Below are 19,111 nucleotides of genomic sequence, written 5' to 3'. Positions count from 1 at the left end.
CCTTTTGTTCTTTTTGTCATGCCCCCAACCACTCAACACCCCCTGAATAGCCCCTTTTTCGCCCCACAGCTGGCTTATCTGGCCGTGGAGCAGCAACCGGCCGATGCAGCCGAAGCGCAGCGTCTGGAGCAGCTGCGGCAGCTTATCGAGGCCGCACCCGATACGGCCGACGTGCGCGAGTTCGCCGGCCTAGCCCGCCAGCTGCTGGGTCCCGGCTACCGCGTGCATTGCGGCAGTTCCCACGTCTGGATAAAGCGCGGGGACCAGTCCGGGCGCCTGGCCATCGTGGCCGACCGCTACACCACCGCTTACCGCGAGTGGAACAGCCCGTCCCTGGTAGCAGGCAAATAGCCGCTTATAAAAAGTGGTTTTTGGCTCTCATTCTCGTCTTATCTTGCCCTGTTAACAATTCCATTTAGCGGTAGCTGGCCGATGAGCGCCAGGCCCGCGACGGCAAGGTTTTGGTGTACCTCGACCGCATCACCGAACCGGACGGGCAGGAGATTGTCCGGCTGAGCGCGCCCCGCTTTTTCGAATAGACCGAACTACGGGACGGCGGGGGCCGTAATGTTGCAAAAATTGACTAATCTTTGCTCGTGTTAGACCTCTTTGCGGCCCCGGCTATGCTCAAACCTCTTTCCTATAACTCGCTGGCCGAACTAATTCACGCCCTGGGTATGCGCAGCGACACGGCCCGGCATATCGGCATCTCGCACAACACGCTCAACGTGCGCATGGCCAACCCTGGCAGCTTCACCCTGAACGAGCTGGTGAAAGTAGCCGAGCTGGCCAAGTCCGACCTGCTCACGATGACCAAGCTGGCCCAGAAGCAGATGGACAACCCCGTGGAGCCGCCCGCCCCGGCGCTGGGCCGCCCGCGCTTCAAGAAGAACCAGCCAGACGCCAGCTAGGGAGTGTTTACAATCATAGCCAGGTTAAAGCGGCAACGAGGCAACAGGTGGCAAAGTAGTTGGCGGCGCGTTTATCAAAGCGGGTGGCAACAGCTCGAAATCGTTTCAAGCCATTGATGGCCCGTTCGATGTGGTTGCGTTCTTTGTAGAGGTCGGCATCGTGGGGCAGGGCGAGCAGGCGGTTTTTCTTGCTGGGAATCACGGCCGTGGCGCCGGCTTGGTGGATTTGGGTGCGCACGTAGCCTGCGTCGTAGGCCCGGTCCGCCAGCACGGCCTGGCCGGGGCGCAAGTGGCCAACGAGCAAGCCCGGCGCTTGTGGACAATCACCGGCTTGCCCGCCGGTCAGGGCCAGGGCGCAAATGCGGCCCTGCGCATCGCAACTCAGGTGTAGTTTGGTCGTGAAGCCACCCCGGCTGCGGCCAAGGGCTTGCCCACAGGGGCTGTCTTTTTTAGCCCCCGCCGCCACCTGGTGCGCCCGCACGGCCGTGGAATCGACCAACAACCGCTGTAAGCCGGTGGCGTTTTGGACCTGTGCCAGTACGTGGGGCCAGACCCCGGCTTGCCGCCAGCGTCGAAACCGGGCATAGACCGTGTGCCACGGGCCGAACCGTTCGACAGGCAAATCACGCCAGGATACGCCGCAACGCGCCCGCCAGAGCACGGCCTCCACAAACAGGCGCGTGTCTTTGCCCGTCGTACCCGGCGAGCGTTCCTGGCCCGGCAGCAGCGGCGAAAGCCGTTCCCACTGCACGTCCGTCAACAAACTGCGGTCTTTGTTCATCCTTCAAAGTACGAGCTTAACTGTAAACACCCCCTAGCTTTTAGTCAGAAAACGGCTAACTAAGCGGGCAGCTTTTCTACCATTCGTGGCCAGCTGCTGCACTTCACCCGCGAGTTTTTACCACTCGTCCTTTTTTCCCCCAAGGGCTAAAGCGGCTCAGTAGTTTCGTGGCGTACCAGCTGCGTTTCATGAAACTCATTATCGTCGAAAGCCCCAACAAGATTAAAAAAATCAAGGGCTACGCGGGGCCTGATTACGAGGTAGCCGCGTCCGTGGGCCACATTCGGGACCTGCCCGTAGGCGGGGGCGACATTGGCATCGACCGCGAGCATGGCCACGCCCTGAAATACGTCGTGAGCGACGATAAAAAGGCGGTGGTGGCTAATCTGCGCCGCCTGGCCAAAGCTGCTGGCCCCCAGGGCGTGTACCTGGCCACCGACCCCGACCGCGAAGGCGAGGCCATTGCGTTTCACCTCTGCGAGGTGCTGGGGCTGGACCCGCGCACCACCAAGCGAATCGCCTTTCAGGAAATCACCGAGAAGGCCATCAAAGCTGCGCTGGATACGCCTACTACGGTGGACCTGCACCTGGTGCACGCCCAGGAGGGCCGGCGGGCCGTGGACCGGCTGGTGGGCTTCACCATCAGCCCGGTGCTGAACCGCAAGCTGGCGGCGGGCCTCTCGGCCGGCCGGGTGCAGTCGGTGGCCGTGCGCCTGGTGGTGGAGCGGGAGCGGCAGATTCAGCAGTTCATCGACACGTTTACGGTGCCGGTGGTGGCCACCCTGCAGACCAGCCACGGCGAGCAGCTGCGGGCCCGCCGCACGGACGCCCCCTTCGCCGCGCTTGACCAGGCGCAGGCTTACTTGCAGCAGGTCGGCCGCGGCGCGGACTTTGGCGTGCTGGATGTGGAGAAGAAACCCGTAGAGCGCCAACCCTCGCCGGCTTTCTCCACCTCGACGCTGCAACAGGAGGGCGTGAAAAAGCTCCGCTTTACTGTGCAGAAGGTGTCGGACCTGGCTCAGAAGCTGTTCGAAGGCGGGCACATCACCTATATCCGCACCGACAGCGTGAACCTGGGCGAGGAAGCCACCCAGCAGGCCCAGGCGCAGATTACCGCGCAGTTCGGAGCCGGCCAGTTCCAGGCCCGCCAGACCAAAAACAAGGACGGCGCGCAAGAAGCCCACGAAGCCATCCGCCCCACGCACTGGGAGCAGTCCAGCGCCGGCGACACGCCCGACGAGCAGGCGCTCTACCGACTGATTTATACCCGCGCCCTGGCCTCGCAGATGCTGGCTGCCCAGTACGACCAGACCACGATAACCCTCGCCCCGGCCGCCGATACCGCCGACACCTACACCAGCTCCACCCGCGTGCTCACCCGTGCCGGCTACCTGGCCGTGTATCAGGACGCCGAGGAAGAAGGGGAGGAGCCCGATGACGAGGCCGAAACGACGCTCAAACATCCGGTGCAGGAAGGCGAGGCCCTGACGCTGGTCAAGCTGGAGGCGCGGCAGCGCTTTGCCCGGCCCGCCAAGCGCTACAACGAGGCCACCCTGGTCGCAGACCTGGAAAAGCAGGGCATTGGCCGACCGAGTACCTACGCGTCCATCCTGCGCACGATTTTCGCCCGTAAGTACATCAGCACCGGTAGTGTCGCAGGCAAGAAGCTGAGCGCGCAGGTGCTGACCTGGCAGAGCGGCCAACTGACCACCAGCCAGCGCAGCGAGACGCTGGGAGCCGATAAGGACAAGCTCCTGCCCACGGCCATCGGCACCCAGGTCACGGAGTTTCTGGAGCGGAATTTCCCGAAGGTGATGGACTACAAGTTCACCGCTGGCTGCGAAGCCGTTTTCGATAAGATTGCCCGGGGCCAGCAGACCTACCAGCAGTTCGTGCCGATGTTCGACAAGAACCTGCTGGGCTGGGTGGCCGCCGCCGACCAGCTCACCCCGGACCGAGCCGAGTTACAAAAGCGCCTGGTCGGCCACTTTGAAGGCGCGGAAATGCTGGTGGGAACCGGCAAAAACGGCCCCTATGTCCTGCACGCCGAGAAATACTACAACATTACCGGAGGCATCAGCCCCGCGCAACTGAGCGAGGCGCAGGCTCAGGACATCATCACCCTGCGCCGAGCCTCGGCTCCCCGCGAGGTAGGCCAGCACCAGGGCAAGCCGGTGGTAGTAGGGCAGGGCCCCAAAGGCGTTTACCTGAAGTGGAACGAGCAGTATTTCGATTTGCCAGCCGGTATAACTGCCGCGGCCGTTACCCCAGCGCTGGCCATCAACTGTATCATGAAGGCCCAGGCCACCGCTGCTAAAAATGTATTGGCCACTGTCGGCAAATTCACCATCGGCCGCAACGAGTGGGGCCTTTTCGTGACCGACGGAGTGGTAAAAGCTAAGTTTAAGCCCGACTGTACGGAGGAGCAGGCCAAGGCCACAACGGCCGAGCAGGCCGCCGAAATGATTAAAAACTATAAAGCATGGAAGAAGAAAAACGCGGGCCGGAAGTAGCACCCCTGAGCTTTCCTGACCTGAATCTGGCCTTACTCTATCAGGATGCGCTGCTCTATGCCCAGAACCGGCTGAAAATGATTGCCCGGGGCGGGCTGCTGCCTTTTTGCGAGGCGCACAAGTTTCCTTACACCACCGTTATCAACCTGAAAAACGGCAACCTGAAGAAGGAGGAGCCGCGGCTACTTCACCGCCTGCTGCGTAGCCTCGACGTGCCGAACGAGTTGCTGCAGTTTCCGCCGAGTAGCCCGAGCCAGCGGTTTTTGCTGCCGGATGGTGAGGCATTGGAAACTTTCCAAATGCAGATGGCCATGTTTTAGCAGAACTGGCACCCTAAACACAAAAGCTATTTTTCATCAATGCCTTGCAAAAATATCTCTAGCTCTTCTTCTGGAATAAACCCAGCGTCAACCGTAACGTGAACGTAGCTATTGATGCCGCTGGTACGCATGAATTGAGCAATGGCATCTGGAAAATCAGCAGCTGCGTCGTCATTTGTGAACACAGGAATCGTTATTAGACGGTCATTGTCATCCCTGATGGCCTGTTGATAGGAAAGGTCAGAGCCATGATAGTTTTCCGCTTTAGACGGCCTTCTCGTAGCAGAAGCAGATATGCGGATTTCATTGTTAACCGCCGTGAGATATTTCCCTAAACGGTTGGGACGCAACATCAAATAGATAAGGTAGCCAAAGCTCAAACTATTGCGTTGCAGAAGAGCTGTCAAATCGTGTTCGTTCCACGCTCGTGAAGATGGTCCATGAAAATCAGAGCCCGGACCTGGCTGTAGCCATGGATTATCTACTAGGTAGCGGTGAGCATGCTTATGCCAAACGCATGTGGAACCATACAGTCTGAAATTTGCATCCCGGTAAAGCACTTCCTTCTGACAGAAAAACTGTTCCCAAACCACAAACCCGGAATGCACAAGTGCTTGTTGCCTAAGAACCTCGTTCGTGAAGCGGGACTTGTAGATTTTAGGCGGCGGCGGGATTCGCTTTTTGCTGACTGGTCGCCAACCTATGTCATCCCAGCCATTCGCAATCAGCGTTGAGTTCTTTTTGAGTCGGGGCCATTTGGCCTCATACATGCCCACCCGGTGCAAAACTTTGCCTTTGCCGTGGTCGAAGCTGAAAATGATGATACCATCGCAACCATACTCCTGCTCAATATTAGGGGCCGAGGTAACGGATACAAAGCGGGGGCTTCCGTTATGAAAAATTCGCCCCTTGTTCAAGAAATTTCCAGCAGAGAGTAGACTGCTGGATAATACTGCACCTAGTGGGTAACGGATGTGCGTTGCCAGATTTGAAACATAGTCGCGCTCAGATATTATGCGTCGGGTCGATAAGTCCTGACGGCAGGTAGCATCAAAAAAGCGAAAAAGACGAGCAATTTTGAGTGCTTCGGTTCGAGTGAGCATAATATGAACAGTGTATCAGGTACCAGCATCTGGCCTGGCTCTATATCTCGCGGAGCGTATTGAGAAAGTCATCCAGCTTGTAGGCTCCGTCCACCACACGGCGCTCGTACACCATGAAGTAGCGGAAGGCGTTGCCGGCTTTCTGCGCCCAGGTGGCTCCGAGCTTGATTTTCTGCTCTGCGTCGAGGTGGTCGCCCTTGGTTTCGACCACCAGGGTTTTGCCGCTTTTGGTCTGGATAATGAAATCGGGGTAGTGGTTCAGGAAGCCGTTGATGCGGAAGCCTTTGCCGCGCTCGGGGTTGCGGGTCCAGAAGGCAATGTTGGGCAGGTTGGCTATTTCGTTGATGACCTTTTCCTCGAAGCCGTTGATTTTGCCTTCCTGCTCATAGAGCGATTTGGTGATATCCTTGCTGGTGTCGCCGGGCGAAATCTGGGTGGGGAAGATGTAGGCGGGCTGAATAAAGGCCTTGTCCTGGTCGAGAAAATTGCGGAACTGCTTGTAGGCGTACTCCTCCGACAGCAGCTTAATCTTGTCCTTGATTTTGCCGGTGTAGGTGTACTCGTGGTTGGCAAAGTCGGTGAACTGCTCGTCGGTAAAGTCCTCCAGAATGCGCTTCACGTAGCGCTCAATCTCCTTGTCGGCAATGGGGTAGAGGTTGCCGATGAGGTCGAGGATGCGGCGCGTGAAGTTCTTCACGCGGCTGTCTTTGCGGGCCGGGTCCAGGATGAAGGCCATGATGCGCTCCTTGGCATCGCCGTCGATGCGAGCGAAGGTGGGCGTGGCTTCCTTTTTGGTTTCGTCGAGGTCCACGCGGTAGAGCTCGGCCGATACGCCGTCGAACTTGATGTTGGTGTCGGCCTTGCCCAGCGGGAAGCCTTCGAGCAGGTATTCCTTTTCCAGCAGCACGGCCTGGCTGCCTTCGCCGCTGTCGAAGAGGCTGGCGGCGGGCTTTTTCCAGAAGAACTGGGGCAGCACCAGGGCGGCGGCCTGCTCGCGGAATATTTCCTTGATGGGGTAGGTCTTCACGAGGGATTGGAGCACGGTGGGCAGGGGCGTGGCCCCGCCGGCGGTGCTGGCGGCCACGGTTTTCTCAAACTCGGCTTGTTGGGCCAGGGCCGCTTCGGCAATGGCCTGCACCGAGCCCCCGGCGGCCGGGAGACTGGCCAGCGGGTCCGTGACCAACACGGCCGCAGCGGCTTCGTCGGTGGCGGGGGCCAGCGGCGCAATGCGGCGCACGTCGATGTCGGCCAGGTCGTCGGCCGCCGTCGTGGGGGTAGGCGCATCGAAGTTGAGCGGAGCCTGCACGAAGCTGGCCAGCGGGTCGGGCGCGGGGGCCAGCGTGGCCGGGTCGGCTACTTTGTAGTCGCGGGCGCTGAAACCGGCCTTGTTGAGGCCTACCACGATTTTGGCCAGCGTCTCCATAAACTTGCCGGAGGCCGTCAGCACGTAGCTCATGTTGAGCATGGGCGCGGCGTGCGGGGCCACGTAGGGCTGGCGCAGCACCCGGCCCAGAATCTGCTCCACGTCCACGGCCGACGACTTGTCGGCCAGCGAGGCCAGGATGTAGGCAAACGGCGCGTCCCAGCCTTCTTTCAGGGCATTCACCGTGATGATGTAGCGCACTTCGCACTTCGGCGAAGCCAGGTCTTCGTTCTTCAGCTCGTTGAGCCCGGCCGTCTTGATGCGGATGTGGCTTTCGGGGATTTTCAGGTCGATGAGCTTCTTTTTCAACAGCTCGAAGGTGGTGTTGTCGTCGGCCGTTTTGGGCTGGGCCTGAAACAGCACGATGGGCCGGATGTAGCGCCCGCCGGCTTTCTGCTCCTGCCGGGCCTGCAGCTCCAGGTTGCGCTGCAATTGCAGGGCCGAGTTGATGACTTCCGTGCGGTCGTTGTGGTTGTAGACGATGACGGGCAGCTTCACCATGTGCTCCTTCTTGAGCGCCAGCGCGTCCACGAAGCTGATGATGTTGCTGTTTTTGCGGGGCGTGGCCGTCAGGTCGAGGATGAACGAGGGGTTGAGGTTCTTGAGCATGTCCACGCTCAGGTCGCTTTCCGCGTTGTGGCTCTCGTCCACCACCACCACCGGGTTCAGGGCCTGAATCACGCGCATGAGCGTAATGTCCTCGTCATCGCCCAGCAGGGTGCCGAAGGACTGCAGGTTGCCGTTTTCCTGGTACACCTTGCGGTCTTCCTTATTCTTGGCCCGCAGGCTGTCGAAGCTCAGCACCACCAGGCTCAGCTGCTCCTGCACGCTGCTGGCCGAAAAGCCGCTGCCTTGCAGCAGGGCCGCTTTGTCGTACACCTCCACCCGGCCGGCGAAGTGGGTGTTGATTTTCTGGCGGTAAGGGTGGCCGGCGTCTTTCAGGTTGCGCAGCGTCTGGTCTAGAATGGTGATGGAGGGCACCAGCCACACCACAGCCTTGGGCCGGCCTGCCGGGAAAGCGGCGAAGATGGTGCGCAGCGCGTTGGCCGCCAGGAAGGTTTTGCCGCCGGCCGTGGGCACCTTTATGGTGACGTGCGGCACGCTCTGGACCGTGTTTTTGTAGGGCTCGATGGCCGTGCCCGGAAACGGCTGCAAGGGCGTGCGCGGGTGCGCGGCCCAGAACTCGTGGAAGGCGTCGGGCAGGTTTTTGGTGGCCTGCACGCAGTCGAGGAAGCGGGCGAGGTCCGTGATGACCTCCTGCTGGTAGGGTTTGAGCTCCATGTCGGCCGGGGGCTAGAAGCGCGAAATGTCGCGGGGGATTTTCTTAAAAATGATGCCGTGCTGGGTCATGAAGTCCGCAGTGAGCAGGCAGTTGTCGGCGTAGATGATGTACTGCCCGGCGCGGGTGCGCATGGTGGCCAGAAAGTCATGGCCCAGCGTGGTCACGGCATCGGGCGCGTAGTGGAAGTAGTAGGCCGTATCGTCGTAGAGGGCCAGGAAGGCCGCGTTGTCGGCTTCGGCCGGGGCTAGGGGGTAGGGCCTGCTTGGTTTCGGCGTAGTAGAGGTACTGGCGCAGGCCCGCTAGCCCCGCCTGCTCGTTCAGCTCGCCGCCCTCGGTAAACACCGGCTCGCCCAGCGTGCGGTAGTCGAAGCTACCGCCGGTGCCGGGCTGGCCGGCGTAGCCCCGCATCACGCGCTTCACCCGCTCCGCCGTGATGTGCTCGGCGTAGTCTTCCATCTCTGTGAGGATAAATTTGCGGTTGCCGCCGTCCTGCTGATTGAGCTTGAGGACGGCGTGGGCCGTGGTGCCGCTGCCAGCGAAGCTGTCGAGAACGATTGAGTCTTTGTCAGTGGCGAGTTGTAAAACCCGTTCAATCAGCCTTGTAGGTTTTGGAGTTGGGAAGGTTTCAACGTCATGTAAAACCTTATTTGCTTCCTTCTTAGCCTCTTGTGAGTGCCCAACTTCGCTATGCGGCCAGATAGTCTGAGCGACGATACCCTGTTTGACGTTTTCCTTAAACCGCTTTAGGCGAGGTGCATTCTCGCCCTTTTTCCCCCACCAGATTCTATTGTCAGCATTTAGGGCATCAAACTTCTCTTTATTAATCGTCCAATACCTTCCTTTTGGCGGGCCAGGAATAACTCGCCCAGAAGGGGAAACTACAGGATAGTCGCCGTCGCCATAATAGTTTCTGGCGCTCATATCGCCAGATGTCCAATCGCCACGAACATCATCATCTAGATTCTGATAGCGTCCATCAGCTTCTTCTGTACGAGGCAATAAATTGATTTTCCACGACCTGCGATTTTTAGCGAAACACAGTATGAATTCGTGACTCGCCGATAGAAATTGAGCGGTGTTATTTGGTGAAAAGCTCTTTTGCCAGATAATGGTATCAATGAAATTGCTTGCTCCAAATATCTCATCCAGAACCAGCCGAAGGTTAGAACCTTCGACATCATCAATCGAAATCCAAATGCTGCCATCTTCCGCCAGCAGCTTGTGCAGCAACTTGAGGCGTGGGTACATCATGCACAGCCATTTATCGTGGCGGGAAAGGTCTTCGCCTTCCTTGCCCACTACCTGGCTGAGCCACTTCTTGATTTTGGGGTCGTTGACGTTGTCGTTGTACACCCAGCCCTCGTTGCCGGTGTTGTAGGGCGGGTCGATATAGATGCACTTCACCCGGCCCTCGTTCTGCGGCAGCAGGGCTTTCAGGGCTTCGAGGTTGTCGCCGTGGATAATCTGGTTGCCGCTGCCGGTGGGTTCGGCGGTTTGGGTGCCGTCGGCCAGGGCTCCGTACTGGTGGTCGAGGAGGCGGAAAGGAACGTCCTGGTGGTGGTTGATGACTTTGTCTTTACCAATCCAGTGGAGGGTGGGCATGCGGGGGTGGCAATAGGTGTGAGGACGAAGGTACGGAGGGCCAAAACGGGGAGCTAATCTGATAGCATAGCGAAAAAAACTGGTTGTGCAGAATGCCCACGCATGAGCCACCGGGCCTCGTGCTAAAATCATGAATCCGAAAGCACTATCTTCGTTAGCATGTCACTGGGGCCTGGTTGCGTTCGGCCAGCGCGCCCATCTTTCTGGCCCAAAAGCCGATACTCCGGCCCCATTTAGCTTGATTCCGGTGAGTTCTTCCAAGTCCCCCGCCAAACCGGCCAGACCGGCCGCCCCCAGCCTGTTTGAGCGCACTCCCGAGCCGGGCCTGGAAGTAGTGTACGCCCGCGCCGAACGCGCCGATACGAGCACCGCCGCGCAGCTATTCAGCGGCTACGACCGGGTGCGGGTGCTAACCTATTCCAACAGTATTTCGATGATAGCCCAGCTGGCGGCCTGGTGCCCCGACGTGGAAATCATCTTCGGCCGCGAGGACATCATCAACGACGCCGCCAAGCTGCTGCATTTTCAAACCCTGTTGCTGAGTGAGATTCGCGAAGAGCTAGCCGAAGCATTGCGCCAGCCCGATGGTCGCCACGCGGACCTCCACACCCGCATCGCGGCCGGCACGCTGCGCTTCTTCGTGGTGCAGCAGCTGGTGTCGCACGAGAAGCTCTTCCTGCTCGAAAACAGCGCCACCGGCGAAACCCGCGTGCTGGCGGGCAGCGCCAACCTGTCGGAGCGCGGCTTTGGCGGCGTGCAGAACGAGAGCTTCTACGTGTTCGACAACGACCCCGTGGCGTGGGAGGCGAAGCAGGCTAAGTACCTGGCCATCCGGGAACAGTCGGCCGCGCCCGTGGCCGAAGAGGCCTTCACCGCCGAACGACTCGACGCTTCGCACCTACCGCTTTTCAACCCGGCCCGCGCCACGGCCGGCAACGGCCTGCCCACCATCTACGTGATAGAGCAGGCCCCGCCGGGGCCGGTCGTCATTGAGAAGTTCCTGGCCCAGCGCCCGCCCAAAGTACTGGCCGAGCTGGCCGCCCAGCTCGTGACCAGCAAAAACGCGGTGCGCGTGGACCGGAAGATTGCCACGGAAGGCATTCGCTACGTCAAATCCCACCAGCGCACGGCCGAGCACAACGATGAGGAAACCGTGACCGTGGACTGGCGCACGGCCCGCGTCACGCGCGGCGGCCAGCCCTGGTCGCTGGACGTAGCCGATGTCGACGTGGCCGCCGATGCCGCCCTGCTGGTGGAGTACTTCGCCGGCTACGAGCAGTTTCACGGCAACGCCGACAAGCTGGCCCGCGACTACTTCACCTTCCAGTGCTGGCTCTACCTGAGCCCGTTTCTGTGCGACATCCGCAACGACGCGGCCCGCAACGGCTTCATCTACGACTACCCCATCTTCGGCATTCTGTACGGCCGCAGCAACTGCGGCAAATCGGAGCTGATTCGGCTGCTGCTCAAGTCCATGTTCGGGCTCGATGGCTTTCTGGAAAAAGACTGGTTCACGAAGTCAAAAGTGGCCGGCCTGCGCGAGCAGAACCAGCGCTACCCCCTGGCCTTCGACGACCTCGACGCCGCCCGTTTCAATGCCCACGCCGTGGCCCTCATCAAGGAAGACCACCTGGTAGGCCAGTACCCCGCCGTGGTACTCTCCATGAACCAGGAAAAGGACAGTTTCGAAACCGAGATTCGCAAGCGCTGTCTCGTGCTCTACACCGATGCGTCGCTGCCCGACCACACCGGCGTGAGTCGCACCCTGGCCCGGCAAGTCAAGCATCTCAAGTCTCAGCTCGGCACGGCGTTCTACCGGCGCTACCTGCTGCGCGTGTGCGAGAAGCTGCAAACAGAGGGCTTTCCGCTGGATATTCTCACGTTTTCCAGCGAAGTTCTGGTTGCGTTGTTTCGAGATTCCTTGCCCCCGCAAATGGAATTGCCCGCGTGGTGCACCGTCGTTTCGCTCGACGGCTACACCCGTGGCAAGCACGACAAAGTGCGTACTGAACTGCTGGAAATCCTCCAGCACAACCCCACGGCCTGGCAAATAAGCGGCACCCGCGCCGTGCTACTCATGGAGCCGATGACGCTGCGCAAACTGCGCAAGGACATCCCCGACTATTTGCTGAGCAGCGGCCGGCAGGGCGACCGGCTGGTCTTCAAAAAGGATGAATTGGAAGCCTTTCTGGAAGTGCAGCTGGGTAAAAAGCCAAGCTGGTGGCGGCGCGTGTTGGGTGAGCAATAGTCACTGGCTTTTTTAGCTTCCCGTGGGTTTAACGCCTAAATTTGGGTTGTTCAACTCCCGCCGTCACCCCCATCTAAATGCCACCTGCTGCCCACGAAAGTCAGAATACCGAATGGAAAGAGTCGTGGCGCGACGAATACATCAAGTGGCTCTGCGGCTTTGCCAACGCCCAGGGCGGCACGCTCACCATTGGCAAGAACGACCAAGGCCAGGTGGTGGGCATTGCCAACAGCCGCCAATTGCTGGAGGAAATTCCCAATAAGGTCCGCGACCTGCTCGGCATCCTCGTGGACGTGCACAGCCACCAGGAGGGAGAGCTGACGTATCTGGAAATCGTGGTGGAAGCGTACCCGTATCCCATCAGCTACAAAGGCCAGTACCACTACCGCAGCGGCAGCACCAAGCAGGAGCTAAAGGGCACGGCGCTCGACAAGTTTCTGCTGCGCAAGCAGGGCAAGCACTGGGATGGTGTGCCCGTGCCTGGTGCCGACGTGGCCGCGCTGAGCACCCCGGCGCTGGAGCTGTTCCGCCAGCGCGCCCGCCGCAGCGGCCGCGTCGACGCCGACGTGCTGCTCGACGCGGACAGCACCCTCCTGGAAAACCTGCACCTGGTGGAAGGCCCCTTCCTGAAGCGGGCCGCGATTCTGCTGTTTCACCCGACCCCGGAGCGGTTCGTGACCGGGGCCTACCTGAAAATAGGCCGCTTCGCCACCGACCACGACCTGCGCTACCAGGACGAAGTGCATGGCCCCCTGCTCGACCAGATTGAAAAAGGCCTGGACCTGCTGCTGACCAAGTACCTGGCCGCCGGTATTACCTACGAGGGCGCCCACCGCACCGAGGAATTCATGTTCCCGAAAGAGGCCCTGCGCGAGGCCTTGCTCAACGCGCTGGCCCACAAAGACTACAGCAGTGGCTCGCCGGTGCAGCTAAGCGTGTACGATGACCGGGTCATCTTCTGGAACGACGGCCATCTGCCCGACCATTGGACCGTGGAAAACCTAACGCGTAAGCATCCGTCCCGGCCCTTCAACCCGGACCTGGCCAACACCTTGTTTCGGGTCGGCTACATTGAATCCTGGGGCCGGGGGACCCTCAAAATGATGGCGGAGTGCCGCCGGCACGCGCTGCCGATGCCGCGCTACACCTTTGAGGCGGGCGGCTGCACCGTCGAGTTTTTTAAGTACACCGAAGATTCCTTGCGCCAGCAGGGCCTGCGCGACGAGCTGGTCAAAATCATCCTCGCCGTCCAGGCTTCGGGGGCGGTTACCAATTCAGCCGTGCAGCAGCTCGCGGGCGTGAGCAAGTCCACGGCCACTCGCTTCCTGAATGAGCTGGACCGGCTGGGCTTCCTGCAAAAATCAGGCACCACCGGCGTAGGCACCGAGTACGTGCTAAAGGGTTCATAAAGGGTTCACGCCGGCTGGCGACAACCTCAGTATGCAGCGCAATAAGTGGCCCCGGTAAGCGCAGAAGCCGCTTTTGGCATCATTCAGGGCTTACCGGTATGGGTTCATAATGGGTTCAAGGGGCCATTTAGATTGCCGCCTACATCAGTCCTGCCGCGCATCTCATTACTGAAATCACGGCGGCTGTTACATAAGCACTACATAAGAAAAGGCGTTTCCAAGCCGTAGTGGCAGGTAGTGGATACCAGAACCCGCGAATTGTTACATGGGCACTACATGAAGTAATTCGTGGCGTCGGGCGGGCCCGCGGCCACCGCTTGCAGCGCCGAAGCGAGGGGAGCAGGGCGGTTCATGATTCCGAGGCTACACTTTGCTGATAAGCCCAGTCTTCGGGCGATAGAATGGCCTGCATAAAGGCGGAATAGCCTTGGTCACGCCGTTCTAGGGCGTGCCGCCGCAACGCCAGGCTGCTTTTGCTTTGCTCGAAGCCTTCCTGCTCAACCAAGCGGCGCATGTTGGCCGGCAAGCCATCGAGCCAGTCGTGGTAGTCGGCCTCGATGATTTCTCCAACGGCTTGCTGCTGATAGCGGTAGCTGGCATTGCCCAACCGAAACAGGCGAGCGTGCTCTGCGCGCTGCGCTTCCGGCAGCGCGGCTAGAAATTCCAACTGCGACTGGTGATACTTATCAAGCGGGTGCCGGGGCTGGAGCAGGTTTTCCATACCTTATATAAGTAGGTGCGCCAAGTTACAAACCCAGCGAGTGAGCCGCATTATAGGCAATGATGTCGTCGAGCCGGGAGTAGCGGCTAATCATGGCGTCGGTTTTCTGCTTCGTCTGGTTCTTGATAAACTCGTTGGACTGCCCGTTGAGCTTGGCCGTGGTGATGAAGGAAGCCCGTAGCGAGTGGGCCGAATACTTTTCGCCCAGGTGCTCCTTCACGAGCAAATTGACGCGCCGGTCCGATAGCCGGCGGCGCGACGGCATGCCCGGTTCGCCGGTCTTGCCCCGCGAGAGCGATACGAACACCGGGCCCTGCGTACGCTCGCCCAACAGCTCTACCCAAGCCTTGTAAGCGCGGATTGGGCAGAAGAGCGGATTGGAAGCGTAGAAAATGGCTTTTTGCTCCAACTCTCCAGTCTGGTTGGTCTTGCTTTTGGGCAGGCTCAGGATGAGGGCGGCATCGGTCAACTCAATATGCTCCAGATTCAGACCCACCAGCTCGGAGCGGCGGAAGGCCCCGGTGAAGCCTATTAAAAGGAGCGCGTGCGCGCGTACGCCTTCCGGCCGGGTCAGGTCCAGCTCGGCGAGGCACTTTTTGAGGTGGGCCACCGAAAAAGCCGGGGCCTGCTTCTGCTTCTTGCCCACGGCGCGGGCCACGCCCTTGCGCAGCACGTCCAGCGCCGGCGCGTTGATGGCCGAGGGCAGCCCGAGCAACTGGTGGTTTTTCTCGATGGCGGCCAGGTGCCGGTTGATGGTAGCCAGCTTGCGCGGAATGTCGGCCAGGTGGGCCACGTAGCTGGCGAGCGTGGCCACGGCAGCCGGCCAGGGCGTGAATTCGTGCGCGACGCAGAAGGCCTCGTAGCTGCGTAGGTCGGCCGAGTACGCCAGGCGGGTGTTGTCCGCGCCTTCGAGGCCCATGGCCAGGTAGCGCCCGACGTTCGGCGCGACTTGTCCGGCCAGGTCGTTGGCCAGCGCCAGGGCCGGCAGCTCACCGGTCACGGCCGGCAGGTTCTTTTTTCCCTTTGGTACCATCTTGCTTTTGGCAATTGCAAAATATAGGACTGCAAGTGCGCCTCAAATATACGCCAAACTTAGGTCCGATAATTAAGCATTATGGAACCTAAGTTTATTTCGGGAAATATTGGCCTTGGTTAAAAGTTTGGTACAAAGGTTAAACGGCCGGCCATTCGATGGACGTAGCCGACGGGCGTAGCAACACCAGGTGGCCGTGCACGGGTGGGGCCAAGAAGGTGCACCTTGCCGGCCCCAATGAACAGGTGGCGATTATGGAGGTAGAAATGGGGCCGGAAAGTGGGACCTCTTATGCATCCTGATGGCCCCACCTTGTTGACCTGTTCGGTACCCTTATCGCTTCTACCTACATCAGGGCCAACGACTAACACTTCGACCTGCGTTGAATAGGTGACGGCACGCTGGAGAGTTGGCCGTTGCGTCATTGTCAAGGTGAGTTCGACTTCTCCGGTAAACCATGGGAAATGACGCAGAGGTCTTATTCATCGTCAAATGGAAGCCGACTTCCAGCCCTTCGTTTAACTTTTGGACCAAACTTTTAACCAAGGCCAATGATGCCGACGGGATTGCTGCATGGGTTTCTGATGGGTAATGCTGAGAACGGGCTGCATGCCGGTCAGCTGACTGCTATGCGTATTCAGCTCGCTGGCGATAAAAGATAGCAGGCGTGCTGGCCGATACGGAAGGGGTCGGGGTGGGCCAACTGGTCGTCACCGAGCCGCTTGATTTGGTCCTCAGTTACCCAGCGCAGTTCCTTCACGTTTTGTTGTTGCAATGCTTTTAGTTCGGCTTCCTGCGGATTTGTCAGCTGCAATTCGTACACCTGATACACCATCAACTCGGTTGCTTCGCTGTAAGGCGAGTAGGTTAGAGGCCGCCAAACGGTGTACTGATACCGCGAGGTTATTTTGCTGAACGCAACCGAGAGGAAGCCCGGCTCCACCAGCTCTTCCTGAAACTCGCGCTGCTGGTCGGTCTCGCGGCCTTGCTCCGAAGTAAACCAGTTCAAGAATTCAATCAGATGCCTGCCAGGTACCCGGAGGCGTAGGTCGTCTCGGCTATGGTCGTCGATGGGCATCAGCTTATCGTCGCGCACATCCAGCTTGTTGAAAAAATCACGCACGTCTTCCGAATAGTACTTATACACCCCGCCCACTGGTTGGTATTGGTCAATGCGGCGCCCTTTTATCAGCAAGTATTTATCGTCAATTTTGATGCGAAAAAGGTAGGAAATAGATACCCGCAGGTGCTTATCCGGAAAGGTGATTTTGCTGGCGTAAAGCAGCTTTAACTTTTTTAAAAAGCCGGGGCCGCGCTTCTCACGTTCCGCCTCAAATAATTTAGGAATCAGCCATTTACTGCCTTTAATCAGATGTGGGAGAAACTGGATGAACGTCATGCTCTTGGCGTGGGGTAAGCGTTGTTGAAGCCTAACTTAAAAAGCTAGCGGGGAGAATAGTACTTTGGTTTGTTCGACGGGGTGGGGGGCAATGTGAATGGCGTGGAATGCTTCCCATGACGCATAAATAACGATGCTACTATGGCCGGGCTTGTCGATGCGCAAGTCGGAGCGCCAGCAGACGACTACTTGTCCCGTGTGAAACATTACGCCATCGAGCACCCGCCCGGTACCGCTGATACCGGTTTCGTCGGAGTGGCGAACGAGGGTGAAAACCTGGGGGTCGGTGGAAGGCAGGGGGGCATTCATAAGCGAGGAAACAGATTAGGCAATTGTCAATACCGCTTGAAACGTGGCAGTCATTTTGTCGAGGTTATAGACGTGAATAGCTGGGTCTATTTTAGGTAGCACCGCCCGGCCGATTTCAATGGCTACCGAAACGGGTACCGCGGGAAAAAGGTGGATTTCGCATTTGTCGCCGTGGTGCTGCCGAATACGACTCAACAGCAAGCGCCAAGCCTTAGTGAACAGGGCCAACTGCTCTCGGCCGTGCAGGTAATGAACGCTGGGGTCGGCAATCGTGATGAGGTAGGTGGGTAGTGCCTCGCCTAGCGCTCGGTCTATTTCATGCTGATGAACATGGCCACTAAGCGACAGGTTAATGGCGACGGAGCAGGCTTCATCGGCTGCTTCGGGCGCAATTACTTTGTAATCGAAACCGTCATTATCAAAGGGCTGCCAATCCCAGGTTGTGGGCACGCGGTGGCGCTGGTACACGTCGGCCGTCACAAAATCTCGGATGATGCTACCGCAGTAAATCAAAATAGGGATAGATGCCAGGCCAAAAATGGACAGGTGCACGATAGGGCGGCCCGTAGCATCCACCCCTTTTACTATGGGGTCCAGGCGGCGTTCGGCGTGGGTCTTGGCTACTTCCCAAAAGCCGGGGTCCTGCTCAGTCAGCTCAAGCTCGCTCAAGTCAACCTGAATAGCTCGGTCGGTGGCCGGGTAGTGCGCTGGCAGTACGGCGGTTTTCGCATCATCGTCATTAAGGGCTCCATCGCCCCGCCGGGTGCCGATGCGCGTGCCGATGAGCACAATTTGGGTACGCATCGTGGGCTGCAGACCGGTTTGGCGCTCAATACGGTCTTCGTGCTCCTGCTTTTGCGTGCGGAGCGATTCTACGGAATAATTCCGCCAGTTTGGCCCGTCAATAAGCCGGTGGTGGTCACCACACAACAGCATGATATTCGATAGCGAATCCTTTAGCTTGTCCGATTCGTGCTCGTCGCCCCGTGGCCCATTTGGGCTATCGGCTACGATGTGAGCCAGGTAGGAGCGGTTCATTTTCTGCAGCGTTAGCGTGTCCTTCCACAGGGGTTCGTTGCACCCCGGAAACTGGCACCGGCCTCCTGCCCGAAGCCAGATTTGAAATCGCACATCGGCAGGAATTGAAGTGTAAGACATTGAAAAGGAGAGCTAAGCGGGAATTGAAATGGGTTGCAGTGGAGTTGAGGGCAATAAGGAGGCATTGCCCGACCAGGCGCGGATTGCGACCGTGCCAACAATCAAGAAAAACAACTCGTCATGATAATCATCGGTGCATAGTCGCCGCCGCCAATCAGTGGTGTCGATGCCCGAAGGGGTAGGATGGGTTTCGGGGTGCGTATGCCACTCTCCGAGGTAAGTACACGTGCCTCCGCTAGCTCGCCAGGCAGCGTCGATGGCCGCTTGATGCCGGGCTTTGGCACGGTAAAAAGAATACCGGCTGCGTTTGTCTTCGGGCATCGGGACCGTTACGGCATCAATCACCACATCAGCACTGCCCTGCAGGTAGCGACCCAGCAAGACCCCGCCCGCTTCGGTCGCTCGCCGACTGTGCTGGGCATAGCTTTGTATAACGTGCAGGACCGCCGCCGTTACTTTGATGCGCCCTCCGTTATGGCGGCGAAAAATCAAAAATGGCGGGTCTGTCTCAAGCATGTAGCACGTTGGTTTTGCCGCCGCAAACAGGGCATGCAGCACTGATATAGACGGTTGCCTCACGCCGCAGTGTCTCCTCCGAAAGCTTGTATCTAGGTCCAGTTTTAAAGCCTGCGGCTTTGAATTCGCGTTTATCGCCCTTCCACGACCACAGGGGGCTTTCCTTTTCCCGGCCAGTCAGCGCGTTTACGGCCAGGCGGGCGGCCAGAATGGCTGTCTGCGAAGCATCCAGCGAGGCATATGGCGTGTGCAGTGAGCCGCAGCCGGAAAGTGCTACGCTGAACTCCTGCCCAGGCGCGGCGAACAGGGCACGGTTGGCCAGGGGAGCATCGGGGTCGTTCGAAGTGTACAAGCATTGCAAGCAGCCTGCCTGGGTGGGCCAG

18 protein-coding genes are annotated in these 19,111 nt (G+C 59.1%); 6 read left to right on the top strand and 12 right to left on the bottom strand.

Annotation, left to right across the window (positions count from 1 at the left end; all coding sequences use genetic code 11):
- The first annotated feature begins 18 nt into the window (after positions 1-18).
- Both MKZ35_RS06505 and MKZ35_RS06500 read left to right on the top strand, forming a co-directional pair.
- Positions 19-351 carry a hypothetical protein gene (locus tag MKZ35_RS06505; RefSeq protein ID WP_482512424.1) on the top strand — a complete coding sequence of 111 codons (333 nt, stop codon included), beginning with the start codon at positions 19-21 and terminating at the stop codon, positions 349-351.
- A gap of 245 nt (positions 352-596) precedes the next feature.
- Positions 597-911 (top strand): hypothetical protein, encoded by a 315-nt coding sequence (locus MKZ35_RS06500; protein WP_482512423.1) that lies wholly within the window; start codon positions 597-599, stop codon positions 909-911.
- Positions 912-924: 13 nt separating this feature from the next.
- Here MKZ35_RS06500 and MKZ35_RS06495 read toward each other — a convergent pair whose 3' ends face one another.
- Entirely contained in the window at positions 925-1,692 is a 768-nt protein-coding gene (locus tag MKZ35_RS06495; protein ID WP_482512422.1) for an IS5 family transposase, read from the bottom strand.
- 188 nt (positions 1,693-1,880) lie between these two features.
- On the opposite strand from MKZ35_RS06495, the gene topA reads away from it, so the two are divergent.
- Complete coding sequence (gene topA, locus MKZ35_RS06490; RefSeq protein ID WP_482512421.1) at positions 1,881-4,205, top strand: type I DNA topoisomerase; 2,325 nt, start codon at positions 1,881-1,883, stop codon at positions 4,203-4,205.
- Positions 4,175-4,525: a hypothetical protein gene (locus tag MKZ35_RS06485; protein ID WP_482512420.1), complete on the top strand. Its 351-nt coding sequence runs from the start codon at positions 4,175-4,177 to the stop codon at positions 4,523-4,525. Before topA ends, MKZ35_RS06485 begins: the two co-directional genes overlap by 31 nt.
- Positions 4,526-4,551: 26 nt before the next feature.
- On the opposite strand, the gene MKZ35_RS06480 is transcribed toward MKZ35_RS06485, so the two are convergent.
- Genes MKZ35_RS06480 through MKZ35_RS06465 form a run of 4 tightly spaced genes read right to left on the bottom strand, consistent with a single transcriptional unit; the run spans position 4,552 to position 9,935 of the window.
- Complete coding sequence (locus tag MKZ35_RS06480) at positions 4,552-5,628, bottom strand: hypothetical protein (RefSeq protein WP_482512419.1); 1,077 nt, start codon at positions 5,626-5,628, stop codon at positions 4,552-4,554.
- A 40-nt stretch (positions 5,629-5,668) separates the two neighbouring features.
- A complete protein-coding gene (locus tag MKZ35_RS06475; protein WP_482512418.1) occupies positions 5,669-8,332 on the bottom strand; it encodes a DEAD/DEAH box helicase in 2,664 nt (887 codons plus the stop codon).
- A gap of 12 nt (positions 8,333-8,344) precedes the next feature.
- Positions 8,345-8,497: a hypothetical protein gene (locus MKZ35_RS06470; protein ID WP_482512417.1), complete on the bottom strand. Its 153-nt coding sequence runs from the start codon at positions 8,495-8,497 to the stop codon at positions 8,345-8,347.
- Positions 8,478-9,935: a site-specific DNA-methyltransferase gene (locus MKZ35_RS06465; protein WP_482512416.1), complete on the bottom strand. Its 1,458-nt coding sequence runs from the start codon at positions 9,933-9,935 to the stop codon at positions 8,478-8,480. The genes MKZ35_RS06470 and MKZ35_RS06465 overlap by 20 nt, the downstream gene beginning before the upstream one ends.
- A 247-nt stretch (positions 9,936-10,182) precedes the next feature.
- Here MKZ35_RS06465 and MKZ35_RS06460 point away from each other — a divergent pair, with 247 nt between their 5' ends.
- Positions 10,183-12,183 carry a phospholipase D family protein gene (locus MKZ35_RS06460; protein ID WP_482512415.1) on the top strand — a complete coding sequence of 667 codons (2,001 nt, stop codon included), beginning with the start codon at positions 10,183-10,185 and terminating at the stop codon, positions 12,181-12,183.
- A 77-nt stretch (positions 12,184-12,260) separates the two neighbouring features.
- Positions 12,261-13,592 carry an ATP-binding protein gene (locus MKZ35_RS06455; RefSeq protein WP_482512414.1) on the top strand — a complete coding sequence of 444 codons (1,332 nt, stop codon included), beginning with the start codon at positions 12,261-12,263 and terminating at the stop codon, positions 13,590-13,592.
- A 349-nt stretch (positions 13,593-13,941) separates the two neighbouring features.
- Here the strand turns inward: MKZ35_RS06455 and MKZ35_RS06450 are convergent, their stop codons facing one another.
- The 7 genes from MKZ35_RS06450 to MKZ35_RS06420 all read right to left on the bottom strand — a co-directional run.
- Positions 13,942-14,313 carry a hypothetical protein gene (locus MKZ35_RS06450; RefSeq protein ID WP_482512413.1) on the bottom strand — a complete coding sequence of 124 codons (372 nt, stop codon included), beginning with the start codon at positions 14,311-14,313 and terminating at the stop codon, positions 13,942-13,944.
- A 25-nt stretch (positions 14,314-14,338) separates the two neighbouring features.
- Complete coding sequence (locus MKZ35_RS06445; RefSeq protein WP_482512412.1) at positions 14,339-15,346, bottom strand: site-specific integrase; 1,008 nt, start codon at positions 15,344-15,346, stop codon at positions 14,339-14,341.
- A 637-nt stretch (positions 15,347-15,983) separates the two neighbouring features.
- Positions 15,984-16,745, bottom strand: coding sequence for an SMODS-associated NUDIX domain-containing protein (locus tag MKZ35_RS06440; protein WP_482512411.1), 762 nt, complete (start codon positions 16,743-16,745; stop codon positions 15,984-15,986).
- Between the two features lie 36 nt (positions 16,746-16,781).
- Positions 16,782-17,054 (bottom strand): hypothetical protein, encoded by a 273-nt coding sequence (locus MKZ35_RS06435; protein ID WP_482512410.1) that lies wholly within the window; start codon positions 17,052-17,054, stop codon positions 16,782-16,784.
- A 15-nt stretch (positions 17,055-17,069) separates the two neighbouring features.
- The gene (locus MKZ35_RS06430) at positions 17,070-18,212 is read right to left on the bottom strand and encodes an SAVED domain-containing protein (RefSeq protein WP_482512409.1); all 1,143 of its coding nucleotides are present in this window, start codon (positions 18,210-18,212) and stop codon (positions 17,070-17,072) included.
- Positions 18,213-18,224: 12 nt separating this feature from the next.
- The gene (locus MKZ35_RS06425) at positions 18,225-18,728 is read right to left on the bottom strand and encodes a Mov34/MPN/PAD-1 family protein (protein WP_482512408.1); all 504 of its coding nucleotides are present in this window, start codon (positions 18,726-18,728) and stop codon (positions 18,225-18,227) included.
- Positions 18,721-19,111, bottom strand: a 391-nt coding sequence (locus MKZ35_RS06420) for a hypothetical protein (protein WP_482512407.1), incomplete at its 5' end; no start/stop codon positions are given. The genes MKZ35_RS06425 and MKZ35_RS06420, both read right to left, overlap by 8 nt.

The organism is Hymenobacter sp. R533113, assembly GCF_056835965.1.
This window is presented reverse-complemented; position numbering and strand designations above follow the sequence as displayed.